Raw genomic sequence first — 17,655 nt, forward strand, 5'->3', positions numbered from 1 at the left:
TTTTACTCGCCAAAACAGCGTTTACTCACTCCGGCCAGAGAATCACCGCAGTCCGCAGCCGGTTCTTGCCGAAGCAGGACATCCGGTCGAAATCGTTGCGCGCGACCGGCACGAACTGGCAGTCCAGCTCGCTCCGGTGATCCTCATCGGGATCGGGATCGTGCATGTACAGGCAGGTCTCGTCATAGCCGCTCATCACTACCCAGTGCGGCGCTTTTTTCCGGTCCAGCTGATAGGTGCTGATCAGGATCACCGGAATCGCGCCGCTATTGAACGCCGCGATTAAATCGTTCTGAGTGACGTTCGCATAATGGATCGGAATGCCCTGCACTTCGGCATCGCGCTTGAACGAATTGTCGACCAGCTCCAGTATCTGTTTCTTCTCTTCGCTGCGCACGCCGTCGATGAACAGCGTCTCCAGCCGCCGGCTGATCCAGACTTCGACCCGGAAGCCGCGCCGCTTCGCCGCCAGCGCCAGGCCGATAGGATGACAGCCGCCGTGGCCGGAGGTCATGAAGATCGTCGTCGCCTCGCGCCACAGATTGATTTCTTCCTCGCGCGAAGGCTGATACGCGTCGTTCAGCCCGTGCATCGCCATCATCAGGGAGGCGGGGCCGCAGGTAAACGGGGTCGTTTGCCGGAGCCAGGGCACGGGCTTATGCTGGAGGGTATCGTGATAATGGCGGATCGTTTTCTGGAAGCGGAGCGCGTCCCTGTGATCTTCGTAATAGTCCCGGTACAGGCCGAACTGCTGGAAGCCCAGCCTTTCGTAGAGGCGGATCGCGGGCGTATTGTCGACGCTGACTTCGAGCCTGAGGTACAGCCTGCCGCTGTCGAGCGCGGCCTGCTCGCCGGCCGCCATCAGCATTTTGGCGATCCCGGTACCTCGAAGCCGGCGGTTGACCGCCAGCGAATAGACCCGCGCCAGCCAAGTGCCGGGATGGTAGATGACCAGGATATAGCCCGCAACCCGGCGCTCGACCTCGGCAATCAAAAGCGCCCGATGCTCGGCCAGTATCCAGTGCCGGAAACTGCGCCGGCTCAAGCGGTCGGTTTCGAAACTGTCGTTTTCGAGCTTGACGAGGCCGTCGAGGTCGTCGAGATTGGCCGGCCGGATCAGGATCGCTTCGCTATTCATCCGCCTGCCATCCCGCCAAAGCCTGTGCGATTACCTGACGGGCACGAAACAGCACCATTTCGCGCCAGGCCCGGTCGGCGGGACAAAAATGCCGCAGCATCGCGGCGCTGTGCCGCCCGCGCACATCGATCGGCGCCGGCTCGCCCCATAATTGATGATCGCGCAGGAGCACCTCGAACAGCCGGTCGGTGCTGTAACTGCCGAACTCGAGCGTAACATAGCAGCTCTGCGCATTCATGATCTTGTGCCAGGCATAATCGAGCAGACCGGATTTCGGCACCGAACTGGACGTGCCGAGCAAAGGCAGGGTGACCGAATCGCCGTACAGGCGCACCGCCTCCGCGGTGCCGGCGCTGCCCGGTTCGTGGTCGCAGATGATCTCGCCGTAGCCGTACGCGCCGAGGCCGGTATGCAGATCGATCACGCTCAGATCCCGCTCCGGAAGCGCATGGATGTCGAACAATCGCTCGATCACCTGCCGCCCGTGGCTGAGTCTGCCGCCACCGTAAAAAGGGCCTTTCGGATCGTGATACTGGCCGGCGCTAACGGCCTTTTCGAGCGCGATTCGGCCGTGGCGCCTTTCAAAATCGGCCAGCCATTTTCGCCTTTGTTCGGGATCGTCCAGAAACAGCGCCTCGCGCAATTCTCTGTAGCCGTCGTTTACGGGCAAAGGCTCCGAAAAATCGACGAAGTTGCGGTTCAGATCGATCCCGTCCGCATCGCAGCGCCGCCGCCAGGCATAGCCCCACGGAGTCAGCGCATGCACGGCCAATAACGCGGTGCGCGCCGGCAGCGCGATATCGCCTGCGGCCAGCATCTGCAAATGGTCGATCTGAATCGCACTGCCCGCATAACCTTCGATACCGTGCGTGCCGCCGAGCAGCACGATGACTCTGTCGGCTTGCGGCGGCCCGATCCAGACGCTGTCGGTAAACAAGGGCTCGCCCTCGGGACCGGCGCCGGCACATGGAAAAGCCCGATGCCCGGCATCCGGCAATCCGGACAGCAGCGCCAGCCAGCGCGCTCTGGCCGCGGCATAGCTTTCGGGAAAAACCTCCGTATTCAACGGCACGAACGGTAAACGGTAAGACATGCAATCCGCGGCGATTTTCAGTTTCGAGGGCGTTATCGTATCACGCCGCCTGCCGCCTTCCTACCCGAAGCCGGCCTCATGACTTAACGGAGCACGGACGATTATTTCCTGATCAGCGTCACCAGCCGGGATTCGTTGTCGATCATCAATTTATAGCGTCCGAGCGCGCTCATCCCCAACAGACTTTGATGGTTCAGCAGTTCGTCGTCCACGAAAGCGGCTTCCACGTTTTCGAGATGCTCCCCTTCTATCCTGACGCCCCGCAATTTGCCGACCTTTGCGTCCACGTTGCCGTTAGCGGTCTGCATGATTCTGGGCGCCAACGCAGTTTCATCCATGCCCAGCTTCGCGATCATCGAAGCCGGCAGCACCATCAGGTCCGCGCCGGTATCGACGATCATCTCGAGAGGCTCCCAATAGTCGCCGCGGCCCGAAACGGCAAGCGAAACGATAAAGTGCCCGCCTTCGAAGCGAGCCGGCAGCACGATCCGGCCGCTGTCGGTTTTCTGTTTTTTATTGATGATCACGACTTTTTCGATCTTTCCTTGGGTATCCCTCGTGATCGCGTGATTGTAGGAGGACAGGGCCTTTTCGAGCCGCTGTTCGAGGCTGCCGCGCGCCCGCGCCTTCGGTTCGTCGCCGATGTTGTCCAGGCCGACGATCTGAATATGCATTTGATTTTGCAGCGATTCGAGTTGGCCGTACAAGTCTTGGCCAGAGTCGGCTTCCTGCGCTTTGGCGTTCAGCGCGACGGCAACGCAAAGCGCGCAAGCCAGTTTTCTGATCGGATGGAGATAAAATGATCGGGTCATGGAAATGATCGAATGTATGTGAAAAAAAGACGGACGCCTTCCCTTACCGTATGCCCAACTGCCCCAGCAGCCGCATGATTTTTTCCTTACGCTGTCCTTCGGACAAGGTGCGCAGGTATTGCGTACGCAGGCTCTCCGGCAGTTTTTTCACCATGCCGGCCAGCACCGCTTCGATGTTGTAAGCCTCCGTCGAGGCCGCCAGAGAAACCGGCAGGCAATCCTCGGGTTCCACCTGCAGCGATTGCGCCACCGAATCCACCGCCTCCCGAATGCTTCGGGCCTTGACGTTGTCCGGATTGTCGACGTCATACGGCGGCTGCCATTCCCGAAAAGGCCGCAATTGATCGACATGCGTGACGACGGCCAGTACCGGCGGCATCCGCCGTTCCAGATGAGCGCCGTACCAGCTGCGCAATTCGCTCAAGAAACGGCCGTCGGCCTCGCGTCCGGCCTGCACGGCCGAACAGACCACAAGCACCAGATCGAAATCGCCGAGCTGCCAGCCGCTCTTGCGAAGCCGGAAACTTTCTTCGCCGTAGCCCGGACTGTCGTAAAGCAATACCTCGTCAATGTCCGGATGCCGGAGTTTGTAAACCCGCAATTCGTCGGCGACCGGCAGCACGTCGACGGTAGTCCTGAATTCGCCGAGCAACGTGTTGATCAGGCTGGATTTGCCGGCATTGACCTGGCCGGCAACCAATACCCGCAAGGGGCGTTGAGGCAAGGCGCTTTCTTCCGGTTCCGGGCCGGGCGCCGTCGGCGAAGGCGGCAGCAGATGGCCGCTGTAAAGCCCGATCGCATAATAGCCGATCTTTTTGACGATCGTCTGCAACAGCCAGCGCTCCAGCAGGCCTTTCGGGTAATCCGCAATCTTGCCGGTAAAAAAACGGCTCAACTCGGCAGGGATCGCGGTAAAAGGCGAAGCGCCCATCGCCAGCGTGCGGCGCAGAAAGTCGATCTGCCGAAATCTTTGCCGCCATTTCCAAAGCTGTAATCCTTCGCGAACCGTGATCAGGTGGCTGAACGGCACCTTTTCGTCCAGAAGCTCCCGCATATCCCGGCAGACCTGCTCGACGATGTACAGAATATTGCGTAGCGGCACGTCGAGCTCGGCATGCCCGGCTTCGGGACGGAAATGTGCCGCCGTTTCGGTGATGACCCGCCTCGCCAGACCGGCAAGCCGGGCCGTATCGGTCAAGGGATAGTCGGCAGGATTCAATTCCTTGGCCAAAGCGTCGATTTTGTCCCAGATTTCTTTCGCGGCTGGCGACCAGCGGTCGTCCGGATCGACGCCGGGCAACGCCGGCGGCATAGGCTCGTCCTGCTGCAATTTCCGGCTCAGCAGCCAGGCGATGCCGTAGAGCGACACCAGCACCGGCGCCGCCTGCAGCAGATAATGCTGTTGCCATAGCCAGACCACGCCGAGAACCGCCAGCGCCAGCCAGGGCAAAACCATCATCAGGAACAGAATGAGCAAGAGTATCGGCGTTTTCATCATTTTCATTCGGGCGCCTGCCGGCGCTTGACCGCATCACGCAGCAATTCGCCTCCGCGCATGAACTCCCGTTTGAACATCGCATTCAACGCTTCGGGACTCAGCGCTTCGCCTTGCTTCGTGTGACTGAAGTAAAAGCACAAAGTTTTACCCAACGCATAGCTGACCGCCGCGGTATACAGCCCCGCCATGCCGGCAACGACCGTCTGACCGTAATAGGGCACCAGTTTCAACAGCTCGCGTCCGCCCATGCCCGACAACACGCCGAGGCCGATCGCACCGATAATTTCGCTGACGCTCTGCCGGGTCAAGGGCAGGCCGTAAATGCTGGCGATGCTGTGGAACATCTTGCCCTGCAGAATGACGACGGCGCTCAAGCCGGCCGCCGGCAGCGGAATCGCCGCCGCGCAGCCGGTCAGAATCGCATAGCTGACGATATGCGGATGCGCCGCTTTCGAATACACATCGTTGATCCGGCCGATGTCCAACATGGCGCGGAGGCCAATCGGCAACGCCGCCTCGATCGCGGTCCAGAATGCGTCGATTCCGTAATCGGCCGGTTCATAGCCGTCCTCGGGGAACGTAAAATCGATCGGCACGAAGCGGGCGTTCAGGCCGGCCAAAACCTGCCGCTGCTTGAGCAGCGAAATGCGCAGGCCGGCTGGCACGGCGGGGCCGACCGCTTCGCTTGCGAAAGGATAAGGCTGCGGATGATTCGCTGCCCGGCCCGGATAACCTTCGTGCAGGGATGTTTGCGCGACGATCAGCGGCCAGTCCGGATGCGCCTTGCGAATCTTCCTGAGCGCGGAAACCAAAGTTTCCAGCTGATGATCCATCGCCTTCACGACCACGATCAGCAGATGCGCTTGGCGCTCGCACCAGGCCATGTCTTCACTGGGATCGTAGCCGGCTTCGGACAGGCCGCGCGTATCCAGAAAACGCAGCAGCGCCGATTCGCTGTCCGGATAGTCGAAGAACATCGCGGTCTTCGTGCAGGGCTTGAAACCGCTGCCGATCTCCGCGGCGGTCGAATGGGTCAGCGTCCGGACGATCGCGCTTTTGCCGCTCTGGGTTTTGCCCAGCAGCCAGAATACCGGCGTCGGCAGGCTGGCATGGATCGCTTTGATCGCCTGCTCGACCGCCGCGTCAACGCCGGGATTCAGGATTTTTGCCGTGTAATCCCGGCGCTCGGCAAACGGTTCGTTCGATTCGGGATTCCGTTTATTGCGGGACTTCCATTTGGAAAACAGGTCTGACAGTTTGGACATACGAGATATGCCGCTCTGAGCCAGAGCGGCATCGGAGAAGAAAGCGGCCGAAATCGGGCGATTCCGGCAGTTTATTGCCGTTTCCCGCATAGAGGGAAACGACGGAAGCACATTTTAAGCCTCGGCCTTTTCGCCGTAGTGCGATTCGATATAACGTTCGACGATCGCCTGGAACTCCTCGGCAATCCGGTCGCCTTTCAGCGTGACCGTTTTCTCGCCGTCTTCATAGACCGGCGCGACCGGAGACTCGCCGGTGCCGGGCAGGCTGATGCCGATGTTCGCGTTTTTGCTCTCGCCGGGGCCGTTCACCACGCAGCCCATCACCGCGACTTCCATTTCCTCGACGCCCGGATATTGGGTGCGCCAGACCGGCATCTGGTCGCGCAGGTAAGTCTGAATCTGCTGCGCCAGCTTCTGGAAATAATCGCTGGTGGTGCGGCCGCACCCCGGACAGGAAATCACCATCGGGGTGAACGAGCGGAAACCCATCGTCTGCAGGATCTCCTGCGCGACGATCACTTCCTGCGTTCTCGACGAACCGGGTTCCGGCGTCAAGGAAATCCGGATCGTATCGCCGATGCCCTGCTGCATCAGCACCGACAGCGCGGCCGATGACGAGACGATCCCTTTCGAGCCCATGCCCGCTTCGGTCAGGCCCAGGTGCAAGGCGTAATCGCAGCGGCTCGACAGATCCTGGTAAATGCTGATCAGGTCCTGTACGTTGCTGATCTTGCACGACAGGATGATCTTGTCCTTGCCCAGGCCGATTTCCTCGGCCTTCGCGGCGCTTTCGAGCGCGGACATCACGATCGCCTTGCGGGTGACCGCGGCCAGCGGCTCGGGATTGGGCAATGCCCGGTTCTCGTCGAGCAGGCGGGCCAGCACCGCCGGGTCCAGGCTGCCGCCGTTCACACCGATACGGACCGGTTTGTTGTACTGGCAGGCAAATTCGATCATCTGCTGAAACTGCGGATCGCGGGCCTTGCCCCGCCCCACGTTGCCTGGATTGATCCGGTATTTGTCGAGCGCGGCCGCACAATCCGGATATTTTTCGAGCAGGCGATGGCCGTTGAAATGGAAATCCCCGACGATCGGCACCGTATGCCCTTTTCTGTCCAGCCGGTCGCGAATCTCCGGAACCGCCTTCGCCGCTTCTTCGGTGTTGACGGTCACCCTGACCATTTCGGAACCCGCCTGCGCCAGCTCGATGATTTGGTTGACTGTCGCGGTCACGTCGGCCGTATCGGTATTGGTCATCGACTGCACGACGATCGGCGCGCCGCCGCCCACTTTGACATTGCCGACCGACACCTGATGGGTGATTTTTCTGAGACTGATGGACATAAATTAAACTTTCGTTATAAGGGATGGCTAATTCAAAATAGTGATCTATATTATACGCCTAGAGCGTGTCAAGGGCAGAGTGAAATCGTGAGGATCAATTATTTTTCTGACATCCATCTGGAATTCGGCGAGCTGGCAGGCCCGGACAACGACGCCGACCTGATCATCGCCGCCGGCGATATCGGCATTTGCGAGCAGGGCGTGGCTTGGCTGAAGAATTTGGGCAAACCGGTCATTTATGTGGCGGGCAACCATGAATTTTATACGCATGAATATCGCGAGGCGCTGTTGCTGATTCGCGAGCAATGCCAGGGATCGAATGTGCAATTTCTCGAAAACCGAAGCTTTATTTTCCGGCAGGTACGTTTTTTGGGATGCACGCTATGGGCCGATTTATATGCCGAAGGCGAGGAAAAAACCGAAAGCCTCAGGGAATCGCTGAACGATTTCAAGAAAATCCGCTTCGGCGGAAAAAGGCTGGATGCGGAAACGTTTACCCGGCTCCATCAACAATCGAGAGCATGGCTCGAAAACGAACTGGCGCAGCCGTTCGCGGGCAAGACGGTCGTGGTCACGCATCACGCGCCGTCGGAATGGAGCTGGAACGAAGCGCCGAACGCGGTCAAAAAGTTGGCCTATTGCAACGACCTGAAAGCGCTGATGCACCAATACGAGATCGCCGCCTGGTTTCACGGCCATACCCATAGCCAGGTCGATTATCGAATTGCGGGAACCCGAATCCTTTGCAATCCGCGCGGTTATACGGGTTACAAAGCGGCGGATGGGTTCGATTTGAACAAGACGGTGGATATCTAGACCGGCTTCAAGCCCCGGAGCAAACGGGATGTCTGGCGGCCCTGCAAAACGGCCTGCACGGTTCGGTCACCGGGGCAGCGAATCCGCTGCCCGACTATTTGCTCGCGATTCAGGCGGCCTGGATCAGCCGGAGCGATAAATCACGGGCCCTGCAGGCCGCACTCGATGCCTGGAACGCATTCCGTTCGGCAAGCGCGCTGGCGGAAATCCCCCTGGTCAAGGCCGCGATGGGCGCGCAGATCGCCGATTTTCCACCCTATGTCCGCCCGCCCTTTACCGCCGCCCCGGCCGAAGCCGCCGGCCGAATCCGGGCGGCCGTACTCGAGCGCCTTTCCGCCCTGCACACCCTCCTGAATGCCCCGTAAAAAATGCCCGCCGCGCCGCCGGCGCTCAAAAGCCCTCCCGACAGCGGCTTTCCCAACCTGAACTTCCCTGCTCCAGCCTCACTCTGAGAATTATGGAATCGGCCCTCGGAGAATGACCTGAATCCCGTGCTTCGGCAGCCTTCGGCGGAAAGGCGGAAGAACGCGAATATCGCCCGTTTCATCGAAGCGGTGCGGAACGGATATCGCGCCGAAGCGGACGATTATTCTTCGCTTTACCGAGGGTCCATCGACCACCCCGAAGCCTTTCGGGATTTGTTCTGGGATTTCTCAAAGATCGAGGCCGCCCAAGCGCTGCGGAATGACGGCATCGCTCCCGGCGACCGGCTGTTTTATTACACCGCCTGCGGCTAGAGCATTTTCATATCGCCTATAGGGAGATTAAGTCAAACCGTCATCTCGGCAGGGATTGCCGAGATCCAGACTGCAGGGATGCATTAAAGCTTGCCATCCCTGGCTTCTGGATTCGGCAACCGCTCCCTGCGTTGCTCTATCTCCTGCATCCATGCAGTCGTCCGGCAATCCCTGCCGGAATGACGCGTTTCCCCTCACTTTGTGGCATTGCTTATGACCGTACACCCAAAACGAAAATGCTCTAGCGCCACGCAAGTCACCGGATACCCAAAGGCAAAACAGGCAGCGACACTCCGCTGTTCCCTGCTACGCCATGAATTGCGCTTTATCGCGGTGCCCGCGCCGGCAAAAAAATTTCATGCTGGAGCTCGACTTTCAATGGAGGAAAAAAATGAAAATCAATAAAATATGGAAAATTCCACTGCTTTCTCTCGCCGTGGCCAGTATGGGAGACTTGCCCGTAAAGTCTCAAATACGGCATTATTATATTGCCGCCGAGGACAGTGTCTGGGATTTCGCGCCTTCCGGCCAGAATCTGGTGCATTGCCACGAGGCCGCGCCTTGCGCGATCCCTGAACCTTGGGCCGACAGTCATCGATTTCCGGCAACGCGCTACATCCGGTACACCGACGGCACCTTCGCAACCCCGATGCCTCAGCCCGAATGGCTGGGCATCCTGGGCCCGGTCATTCGGGCCGAAGTCGGCGACACCGTCATAGTCCATTTCTGCAATAAGGCGGAGGGCATCTACGGCATGCATCCTCATGGTCTTCGCTATACCAAGGAGAATGAAGGGGCGCATTTTTTCGGAGCCAACTCCGGAAGTTTGCCCGGCGCCGGGTCGGAGGTCATGCCCGGCCAATGTTTCGATTACAATTGGGTTGCCGACCAGGACAGCGGCCCGGCGGAGGGTGAACCAAGTTCCAAGGTATGGTGGTATCACTCGCACATCCATGAATCCGCCGAGACGAATAAAGGGCTGTTGGGCCCGATCATCGTCACCCGCAAGGGAATGGCCCGCCGCGACGGCAGCCCGATAGACGTGGATCGTGAATTCGTGACCGCTTTCTTCGTATTCGACAAGCTCGGCGGCGAGGAACCGGGACTGATGCACAGCATCAACGGCTATATCTTCGGAAACCTCAAAGGACTGGTGATGGAGAATGGGCAAAAGGTACGCTGGCATGTGCTGGGGATGGGCAATGAGGTCGATCTTCATACGCCGCACTGGCACGGCAAAACGCTCAAAACCGGGCGAGGCGGTGCCGAACAGCGCACCGACCTCGTGCAATTGCTTCCCGGCGGCATGATGACCGCCGACATGGAAGCCGATAATCCGGGCGAATGGCTGTATCACTGCCACGTGGACGATCACATTGCGGCGGGGATGTTGACGACCTATCTGATCAAGGAACGAAACCGGGAATGATCGCAGGCCTGTACAAGGAATGCGCAACGAAGATTCGAGTATACTTTATGCACCGTAACGATCAAAGTGAGGAGATAAACCATGAAGTTCCTTGCCGTTCATCCCAGTCCCCTGATGTACACGCGGGTATTTTTGCGCCTCGAACCGTTGGGGCTGGAACTGGTCGCCGATACGGTCAGGCGCCTGGGCCACGAGGTTTATCTGATCGATCTGCAGGTCGAGACGCATCGCGATTTTGTGCGGGTATTGGACACCTGGCGACCCGACGTTGTCGCGTTCTCGCTGAATTATTTGGCGAACGTCCCGGAAGTGATCGATCTGGCGAAAGCCGCGAAAGACCGCTTGCCGGAAAGCTTCGTTTTTATCGGCGGCCACAGCGCTTCGTTTACCGCCGACGAACTCCTGGAACACGGCGAAGGTAAAATCGATGCGGTGCTCCGGGGCGAAGGCGAGTCCGGCGTACCTTTGTTATTGCAGGCGCTCGCGGAAGACCGGCAAAACCTCCATACGGTGCCGGGCGTCACGACGCTCGACGGGACGGGTCCGCAGCCTTCCTTCGTCCCCGGCCTGAACGACCTGAGCCCGGCGCGCGACCTGCTTCGCCAACGCCGGAAATATTTTCTCGGCATGCTCGACCCCTGCGCCTCGATCGAGTTTTCCCGCGGCTGCCCCTGGGATTGTTCTTTCTGCAGCGCCTGGACCTTTTACGGCCGCAGCTACCGGGTGATGCATCCGGACAAGGTCGTCGAAGAACTGCAGAAAGTCCGGGAGCCCGGCGTGTTCATCGTCGACGACGTGGCGTTCATTCAGGAAAAACTCGGCCTGGAAATCGGCGAAGCGATCGCGCGCAAAGGCATCAAGAAAGAGTATTACCTGGAAACCCGCGGCGACGTGCTGCTCCGCAACAAGGACGTGTTCAGGTTCTGGAAGCAGTTGGGGATGAAATACATGTTTCTCGGCGTCGAGGCGATCGACGAAGAGGGGCTGGAAAAATACCGGAAGCGCATCTCGCTAAGCAAGAATTTCGAAGCGCTCGAATTCGCCCGCTCGCTGGACATCATGGTCGCGATCAACATCATCGCCGATCCGGACTGGGATCACCGCCGCTTTCAAACGATCCGCGAATGGTGCATGGAAATTCCCGAAATCGTCAACATCAGCATCAATACGCCCTACCCCGGCACCGAAAGCTGGCTGACCGAATCGCGCCGGCTGAATACCCGCGACTACCGCTTGTTCGACATTCAGCATGCGGTATTGCCGACCCAAATGCCGCTGGAAGAATTTTACGCGGAACTGGTGAAAACGCAGAAAGTGCTGTTCACCAAACACATGGGCTGGACCGCGGTGCGCGATGCCTTGTCGACCGTCGCCGGCCAGCTGGTGCGCGGACAGACCAATTTCGTGCGCAGCATGTTCAAGTTCGACAGCGTCTTCAATCCCCAGCTGCAGCTGGCCGATCACCGCCTGCCGGTCCAATATCGGATGGCGCCGCCCCCGCCGTCCCGGCAGCGCGTCGACGCCAAATCGATTTACATTCACCAGCCGCTGGGGCGCCGCAGCCGGCAGCTCGACGATGCGAGCGAACGCTTCGTCGATGCCGGACGCAGCGGTTCGGTCCTATAACTCCGTTGGGTTACGGCTTAAGATGGCAGCAAAAAATCCTTCCCAAAAGGCTGCCCGATCGTTCCCCCGCGTTGCGTGCGTCCTAGTGTCGACAACGGAGTAGCAGTTGTAGGGTACGCCGTGCGTACCGTTTCCCTCGTGGTACGCACGGCGTACCCTACAACACCAGCATGACTCTACAAGTTTCCTAGCGCAGGCTCAGCTTAATGGCGCGGGATGAGGTCTTCGCTCCGAAAACCGAGTTTCCGGCCCTGGCCGAAATATGCTGGTATTTGGCGTAAGCGCGCGCGGCGGCGCTGCGCAGTTCCGCTTCGCTCGCCCGGCCCGCAAAACCGCGCGCGACCGCTTCGAGCACATAGGCTTCCGGCGCCATGAAGCTGAATGTGGTGACGACAGGCTGCGAACCTGCGGCCTGCACATGCGCCGAAAAATACTCGTCGCTCAGGCAGGCCAGCACCACGGCCTGTTTGTCGTGCTTCGAATGTTTCGGAAAATGTTCGGCGACGGGCCGGCTTGCTTCGTCCATCAGGCCGTCATGGCCGATGAATACGATCATTTCCCTCTGCGCGGAACTCGGCGGCGTCGCGGCCTCCCGCATGAAGTCCAGCATCGCCCGGTCGATCCGGCTGCCCCGGTAAGCGTCGGCGGTCACGGTCAGCCTGTCTTCCCAAGCGAACCGGCAGCGCTCCAGAATCGTATCGCTGACCGCGTTTTCACATCCCAATTGCCGCCAGCCCGGCGCCCTGCTCAAAAAGGTCTTCACGCCGTATGCCGCGCCCCAATAGAGATTGTGGCGGGTGTCGTTGCCGTTGCCGATTTTCGCGGGCACCGGTACGATCCCCTGCGAGACATTGTCGACCAGGGACACGATCACATGGATATGGGAGGACTGAGCGACGGCATGGGCAGGGAGCGCCGTAGAAAACAGCATGCCGATCAAATAAAGCAAGCGCGGGCCAATCATCATGGGGAAGAACTCGCCGGTAAGCGTTAAATTTAATCGTTAAATTTCAAAGGGTGACTCTGTTTCCGGACAAGCCGATGCGGCAGCCCCGCCCGCACCGGACGGGCTTCGAAAACAGTTCATACTCTGACTCGCTTCCGGCCGGAAGGTTCGTGCCGCTCACCAGCGATCGGCACCGGTTTCCGATTCGTCCGCGCCGCTTTTTACGCGCTCAACGGATAGCCGCCAGTTCCCGCCTTTGCGCATCCAGACCCTCCGAAAATGCGGCGCCCCATCCAGCATCTCGTTGCCGTAGCGAATGATAGCCTTCGGATGGCAGCCGAAATTGACCAGGAGCGTGGAGGGGTACGACTGCACGGATGCAGGAGGTACGAGCCCAAGGAAGGGCGAGGTAGATCGCGGCGGGAACGGGCGATCGAGGGCAATGCAGGAGCGATTACCGAGGAGTCGGGGGAGATTTTTTGAAATAAATCCCCCTCGATCCCCTTTTTTCAAAGGGGGAAGCTATTTTTGACGAGCTCCTTGCTCAATCCTTTACCCAGCCTTCCCGCAAGGTGACGGTCCGGTTGAACACCAGGTTGCCGTCCTTGCTGTCCTTGTCCATGCAGAAATAGCCGATCCGCTCGAACTGGAAGCGGCTTTCGGGCACCGCCGATGCCAGGCTCGCCTCGACCCGGCAGCCGGTCACGACTTGCAACGAATCCGGATTCAGCACATTCAGGAAGTTTTCTTCGTTGTCCGGCTGCGGCACGGTGAACAGGCGGTCGTACAGGCGTATTTCGGCCGGCAGCGAATGGGCTTCGGAGACCCAGTGGATCACGCCCTTAACCTTGCGGCCTTCCGGGTTCTTGCCGAGCGTATCGGGGTCGTAGCTGCAGCGCAGTTCGACGAGGTTGCCCTCCGCGTCCTTGACCACCTCGTCGCAGCGGATCACGTAGGAGCCGCGCAGGCGCACCTCGCCGCCCGACACCAAGCGCTTGTATTTCGGCGGCGGATTCTCGGAAAAATCGTCGCGTTCGATCAGCACCGTTCTCGCAAACGGGACGGTTCGCGAGCCGAGCTCCGGCCGCTGCGGATGATTGCTCAGCGTCAGATTTTCAACCTGTCCTTCCGGATAATTGGCGATCACGACGCGAAGCGGTTCGGCCACCGCCATCACCCGCAGCGAGTTTTGGTTCAGATCCTCGCGGATGCAGTGTTCGAGCACGCTCATCTCGATCCAGGAATCTTTTTTGGTCAGGCCGATCCGCTCGCAAAAATCGCGGATTGCGGCCGGCGTGACCCCTGCCCGGCGCAGCCCCGCGATTGTCGGCATGCGCGGATCGTCCCAACCCGAGACATGCTTTTCGGTGACCAGCTGATTCAGCTTGCGTTTGCTGACGATCGTATATTCGAGCTGCAAACGGGCGAACTCGATTTGCTGCGGCCGCCACGGCGTATTCAACTGCTCAAGCACCCAGTCGTACAAGGGACGATGGTCTTCGAATTCGAGCGTACACAAGGAATGCGTAATCCCTTCGATCGCGTCCGAAATGCAGTGCGTGTAATCGTACATCGGATACAGGCACCAGTCGTGGCCGGTGCGCTGGTGATGCACGCGGCGAATCCGGTAAATCGTCGGGTCGCGCATGTTGATGTTCGGCGAGGCCATGTCGATCTTCGCGCGCAGCACATATTGCCCGTCCGCATACAGGCCGTCGCGCATGCCCTGGAACAGGGCCAGATTTTCCTCGATCGAACGGTCTCGGTCCGGGCTGTTTTTGCCCGGCTCGGTCAAGGTGCCGCGGTTGGTCCGGATTTGTTCGGGCGTCGAACTGTCGACATAGGCATTGCCGTCCTTGATCAGCTGCACCGCATAATCGTAAAGCTGCCCGAAATAATCGGACGCATGGCGCAACTCGGACCACTCGAAGCCCAGCCAGCGCACGTCGCGCTTGATCGATTCGACATATTCCTCGCTTTCCTTTTCGGGATTGGTATCGTCGAAACGGAGATTGCAGGTGCCGTGATATTCGAGCGCCAGCCCGAAATTGAGGCAGATCGATTTGGCGTGGCCGATATGCAGATAACCGTTCGGCTCGGGCGGAAAGCGGGTGGCGACTTTGCCGTTGTGCTTGTTGGTCTTTAAATCGTGGTTGATGATATGGCGAATAAAGTTCGCCGGCGACGGATTTTCATTAATGGACATGAACGATTGGATTTAGGATTTTAGCTTCGGTTGCGCCGTGTAAGAAAGCGCCGATAAAAAGAATGCAATGAATCATTTATGCTACTTGATTTGAGAAATGCAGTAAAGCGAGAAAACCCCAAATCATTGAAGTGCAGGGAGCGGACACAGGCCGTTGCCAGAAATGACATGGTTGTCTACAAAGCCGGAACATCCGAAAGCATTAACTCCGGCGGAACTTGGCACAAGGTGTCATTTTCGTAAAGCGGCTTGGGCTTGCCGGTGAAATAACCTTGCGCATAATCGACCTGCAGACCGTTCAGGGTTTGCAGAATCACCTGGTTTTCGACAAATTCGGCGATCGTTTTCTTGCCGAGCATATGGCCGATATCGTTGATCGATTTCACCATCGCCAGATCGACCGAGTCGTGTTCGATATCTTTCACGAAAAAACCGTCGATCTTCAAAAAATCGACCGGCAGGTGCTTGAGATAAGCAAACGATGACAGGCCGCTGCCGAAATCGTCGAGCGAAAACTTACAGCCGTATTCCTTCAGGCGCCGCATGAAGTCGGTCGCCAGCGTCAGATTCGCGATTGCCGCGGTTTCGGTAATTTCAAAGCAGACCTTGGCCGGCGGCATCGCGGTTCTGACGAACTCGCTTTCGATAAATCCGAGCAGATGAGGATCGCTCAGGCTCGATCCCGAAAGGTTGATCGAGCACAGCGACAAATCTTCCAGCCGTTTGTGGTTTTCCGTAAAATAGTCGAATACGTTGCGGATCACCCACCGGTCGATCTTGGTGGCTAATTGGTAACGCTCCGCGGCCGGTAAAAACGCGTTGGCCGAAACCAAGTTGCAGTTTCTATCTTTCATCCGCAGCAGAATTTCGCAATGTTCGCCCTCTCCCATCCCGAGCGGCACGATATCCTGCGCATAAAGGCAAAAAAGATCCTGTTCGAGCGCATTATTGATCCGAACCGCCCAGTTCATTTCGCCGTGATGCTGCACCAACGCCTTGTCGTCCGCCCGATAAATATGCGTACGGTTTCTGCCGGCCTCCTTCGCCGCGAAACAGGCCATGTCCGCCTGTTTCATGTGAATATCGGAGCCGCCGTTGCGAATATCGACCATCACCAGCCCGATGCTGACGCCGATCCGGAAACTTTTGTCCTGCCAGAAGAACTGGAATTGCTCGACCGCTCGATGAATGTTGTCGGTCACCGCAACCGCCGATTCCAGCGGGCAACTTTCCATCAGTATCGCGAATTCGTCGCCGCCCAGCCGGGCCAATGTATCGTTGCGGCGGATCACCTGCGAGAACAGGCCGCTGATCTGCCGGAGCAGTTCGTCTCCGGCGGCGTGGCTGCAGGTATCGTTCACAATCTTGAATTGATCGAGATCGATATAGCACAGCGCATATTCGGCATTGGAATTGCGCGTCAATGCCATCACGCGTTCGAGCCGGCGATCGAATTCCTGCCGGTTGATCAATTGCGTCAGGGCATCGTGGCTCGCCTGATGGGCCAGTTTCTCGGTCAATTGCAGCGCTTCGGTGACGTCTTCCTGAATCGCGACAAAGTGCGTAATTTCGTCTTCCGAATTGATGACCGGCGCAATGGATTCCCGCGCCCAGTAAAGCTCTCCGGATTTTTTCTGGTTTCGCAATACGCCGCGCCAGACTTGCCCGGCAGAAACGGTATCCCATAAGGCTTTTTGACTGTCTGCCGACAATCCCGAACTGAATATTTTCGACGTCTTGCCGACCACTTCCGAAGTGGAATAGCCTGTCGTTTCGGTAATTTTGCGGTTCGTGTATTCGATAACGCCGTTCCGGTCGGTAATGAAGATAAAATTCGGACTGTTGTCCATCGCATGGTACAGCTTGCAAAGATCGTTCTCGACCAGTTTCCTTTCATGAATATTTCTGATTACGCCGAAAATTCTCGGCAGTTCTCGGACGTGGCTCCCGGACGTGTGGAATAAGTCGATCGAATAGGGATCGATGCCCATCGCGGTAATTTCTACATGCCTGAATTCGGATGCATTCCGGCACCGCAAGCGTAACTGGACCGTCATCGGGCTTCGGTCGAGGCCGACGCCCTTGAAAAGGGCGTCAGCTTTTTTCGAGTCTTCCTTGCAGACGAACTTCGAATAATGCTGTCCCGTCATTTCGGCCAGAGGCCATCCCAGAATCGTTTCCACGGCTTTATTCAGATAAGAAAAACTTCCGGCCTCGTTCATCAGAAAAATGATGTCCGGAGAATTTTCTACAAAGAACCGGTGCATTTGCTCCGAATGGTGCAACCGCTTCAGAATCTGCTGATTTTGATTTTGCAGACGGATGATTTTTTGCGCTTTCGCGACGGTATTTTTCAAAGCCTTGACTTCATAGGGTTTTTTAATGAAGTCGTGAACGAAACTGTAGAGCAGGGTTCGTCTCGCTTCCATAAAGCCCGCTTCGCCGCTGATCACGATCACCTGGGCGCTCAACTTCATACCGTCGACATGCTTCAACACATCGTAGCCGTGGCAATCGGGCATGTGCAGGTCCAGCAAGATCAGCTCCACCCGGTATTTGCCCAATATGTCGATGGCCTCCCGGCCGCTTTGCGCCACGATGACTTTGCAGCCCTCAAACTCGAAAATCTTGCGCAAACTGTCCCGAACGAGCTTTTCGTCATCAACGATCAATAATTCGATCCATTCTCCCTTTGCGCTCTCCGAATCGGCCGTATGAGATATTAGCGTTGAATCAAAAAGCATG

The 17,655-nt window shown here is 58.2% G+C and carries 15 protein-coding genes; 5 read left to right on the forward strand and 10 right to left on the reverse strand.

Features of this window, described 5'->3' with window-relative positions:
• Nucleotides 1-25: 25 nt before the first annotated feature.
• The 6 genes from METAL_RS16860 to ispG all read right to left on the reverse strand — a co-directional run bounded on the left by METAL_RS16860 (nucleotide 26) and on the right by ispG (nucleotide 7,150).
• Entirely contained in the window at nucleotides 26-1,138 is a 1,113-nt protein-coding gene (locus tag METAL_RS16860) for a GNAT family N-acetyltransferase/peptidase C39 family protein (RefSeq protein ID WP_005374242.1), read from the reverse strand.
• Entirely contained in the window at nucleotides 1,131-2,231 is a 1,101-nt protein-coding gene (locus METAL_RS16865; RefSeq protein WP_005374243.1) for a DUF2817 domain-containing protein, read from the reverse strand. The genes METAL_RS16860 and METAL_RS16865 overlap by 8 nt, the downstream gene beginning before the upstream one ends.
• A 101-nt stretch (nucleotides 2,232-2,332) precedes the next feature.
• The gene (locus tag METAL_RS16870; RefSeq protein WP_005374245.1) at nucleotides 2,333-3,043 is read right to left on the reverse strand and encodes a retropepsin-like aspartic protease family protein; all 711 of its coding nucleotides are present in this window, start codon (nucleotides 3,041-3,043) and stop codon (nucleotides 2,333-2,335) included.
• A gap of 43 nt (nucleotides 3,044-3,086) precedes the next feature.
• A complete protein-coding gene (locus tag METAL_RS16875; protein WP_005374246.1) occupies nucleotides 3,087-4,547 on the reverse strand; it encodes a GTPase family protein in 1,461 nt (486 codons plus the stop codon).
• Nucleotides 4,544-5,806: a YcjF family protein gene (locus tag METAL_RS16880; protein WP_031429917.1), complete on the reverse strand. Its 1,263-nt coding sequence runs from the start codon at nucleotides 5,804-5,806 to the stop codon at nucleotides 4,544-4,546. The genes METAL_RS16875 and METAL_RS16880 overlap by 4 nt, the downstream gene beginning before the upstream one ends.
• A gap of 114 nt (nucleotides 5,807-5,920) precedes the next feature.
• Entirely contained in the window at nucleotides 5,921-7,150 is a 1,230-nt protein-coding gene (gene ispG / locus METAL_RS16885; RefSeq protein WP_005374261.1) for a flavodoxin-dependent (E)-4-hydroxy-3-methylbut-2-enyl-diphosphate synthase, read from the reverse strand.
• 87 nt (nucleotides 7,151-7,237) lie between these two features.
• Between ispG and METAL_RS16890 the strand changes: the two genes are divergently transcribed.
• From METAL_RS16890 to hpnR, 5 genes are all read left to right on the forward strand, one after another.
• Complete coding sequence (locus METAL_RS16890) at nucleotides 7,238-7,966, forward strand: metallophosphoesterase (protein ID WP_005374263.1); 729 nt, start codon at nucleotides 7,238-7,240, stop codon at nucleotides 7,964-7,966.
• A gap of 98 nt (nucleotides 7,967-8,064) precedes the next feature.
• Complete coding sequence (locus METAL_RS16895; protein WP_031429919.1) at nucleotides 8,065-8,331, forward strand: hypothetical protein; 267 nt, start codon at nucleotides 8,065-8,067, stop codon at nucleotides 8,329-8,331.
• Between the two features lie 126 nt (nucleotides 8,332-8,457).
• Nucleotides 8,458-8,703, forward strand: a complete 246-nt coding sequence (locus METAL_RS16900; protein ID WP_005374265.1) for a hypothetical protein — start codon at nucleotides 8,458-8,460, stop codon at nucleotides 8,701-8,703.
• Nucleotides 8,704-9,094: 391 nt separating this feature from the next.
• Entirely contained in the window at nucleotides 9,095-10,132 is a 1,038-nt protein-coding gene (locus METAL_RS16905) for a multicopper oxidase domain-containing protein (RefSeq protein WP_005374267.1), read from the forward strand.
• A gap of 81 nt (nucleotides 10,133-10,213) precedes the next feature.
• Nucleotides 10,214-11,758 (forward strand): hopanoid C-3 methylase HpnR, encoded by a 1,545-nt coding sequence (gene hpnR, locus METAL_RS16910; RefSeq protein ID WP_005374269.1) that lies wholly within the window; start codon nucleotides 10,214-10,216, stop codon nucleotides 11,756-11,758.
• 187 nt (nucleotides 11,759-11,945) lie between these two features.
• Here hpnR and METAL_RS16915 read toward each other — a convergent pair whose 3' ends face one another.
• From METAL_RS16915 to METAL_RS16925, 4 genes are all read right to left on the reverse strand, one after another.
• Entirely contained in the window at nucleotides 11,946-12,725 is a 780-nt protein-coding gene (locus tag METAL_RS16915; protein ID WP_005374270.1) for a hypothetical protein, read from the reverse strand.
• Nucleotides 12,726-12,881: 156 nt separating this feature from the next.
• Nucleotides 12,882-13,079 carry a hypothetical protein gene (locus tag METAL_RS21195; RefSeq protein ID WP_157203370.1) on the reverse strand — a complete coding sequence of 66 codons (198 nt, stop codon included), beginning with the start codon at nucleotides 13,077-13,079 and terminating at the stop codon, nucleotides 12,882-12,884.
• 169 nt (nucleotides 13,080-13,248) lie between these two features.
• Nucleotides 13,249-14,910: a glutamine--tRNA ligase/YqeY domain fusion protein gene (locus METAL_RS16920; RefSeq protein ID WP_005374272.1), complete on the reverse strand. Its 1,662-nt coding sequence runs from the start codon at nucleotides 14,908-14,910 to the stop codon at nucleotides 13,249-13,251.
• Between the two features lie 176 nt (nucleotides 14,911-15,086).
• Nucleotides 15,087-17,654: an EAL domain-containing protein gene (locus METAL_RS16925; RefSeq protein ID WP_005374277.1), complete on the reverse strand. Its 2,568-nt coding sequence runs from the start codon at nucleotides 17,652-17,654 to the stop codon at nucleotides 15,087-15,089.
• Nucleotide 17,655: the final 1 nt, after the last annotated feature.

The organism is Methylomicrobium album BG8 (assembly GCF_000214275.2).
Classification (GTDB): Bacteria; Pseudomonadota; Gammaproteobacteria; order Methylococcales; family Methylomonadaceae; genus Methylomicrobium; species Methylomicrobium agile.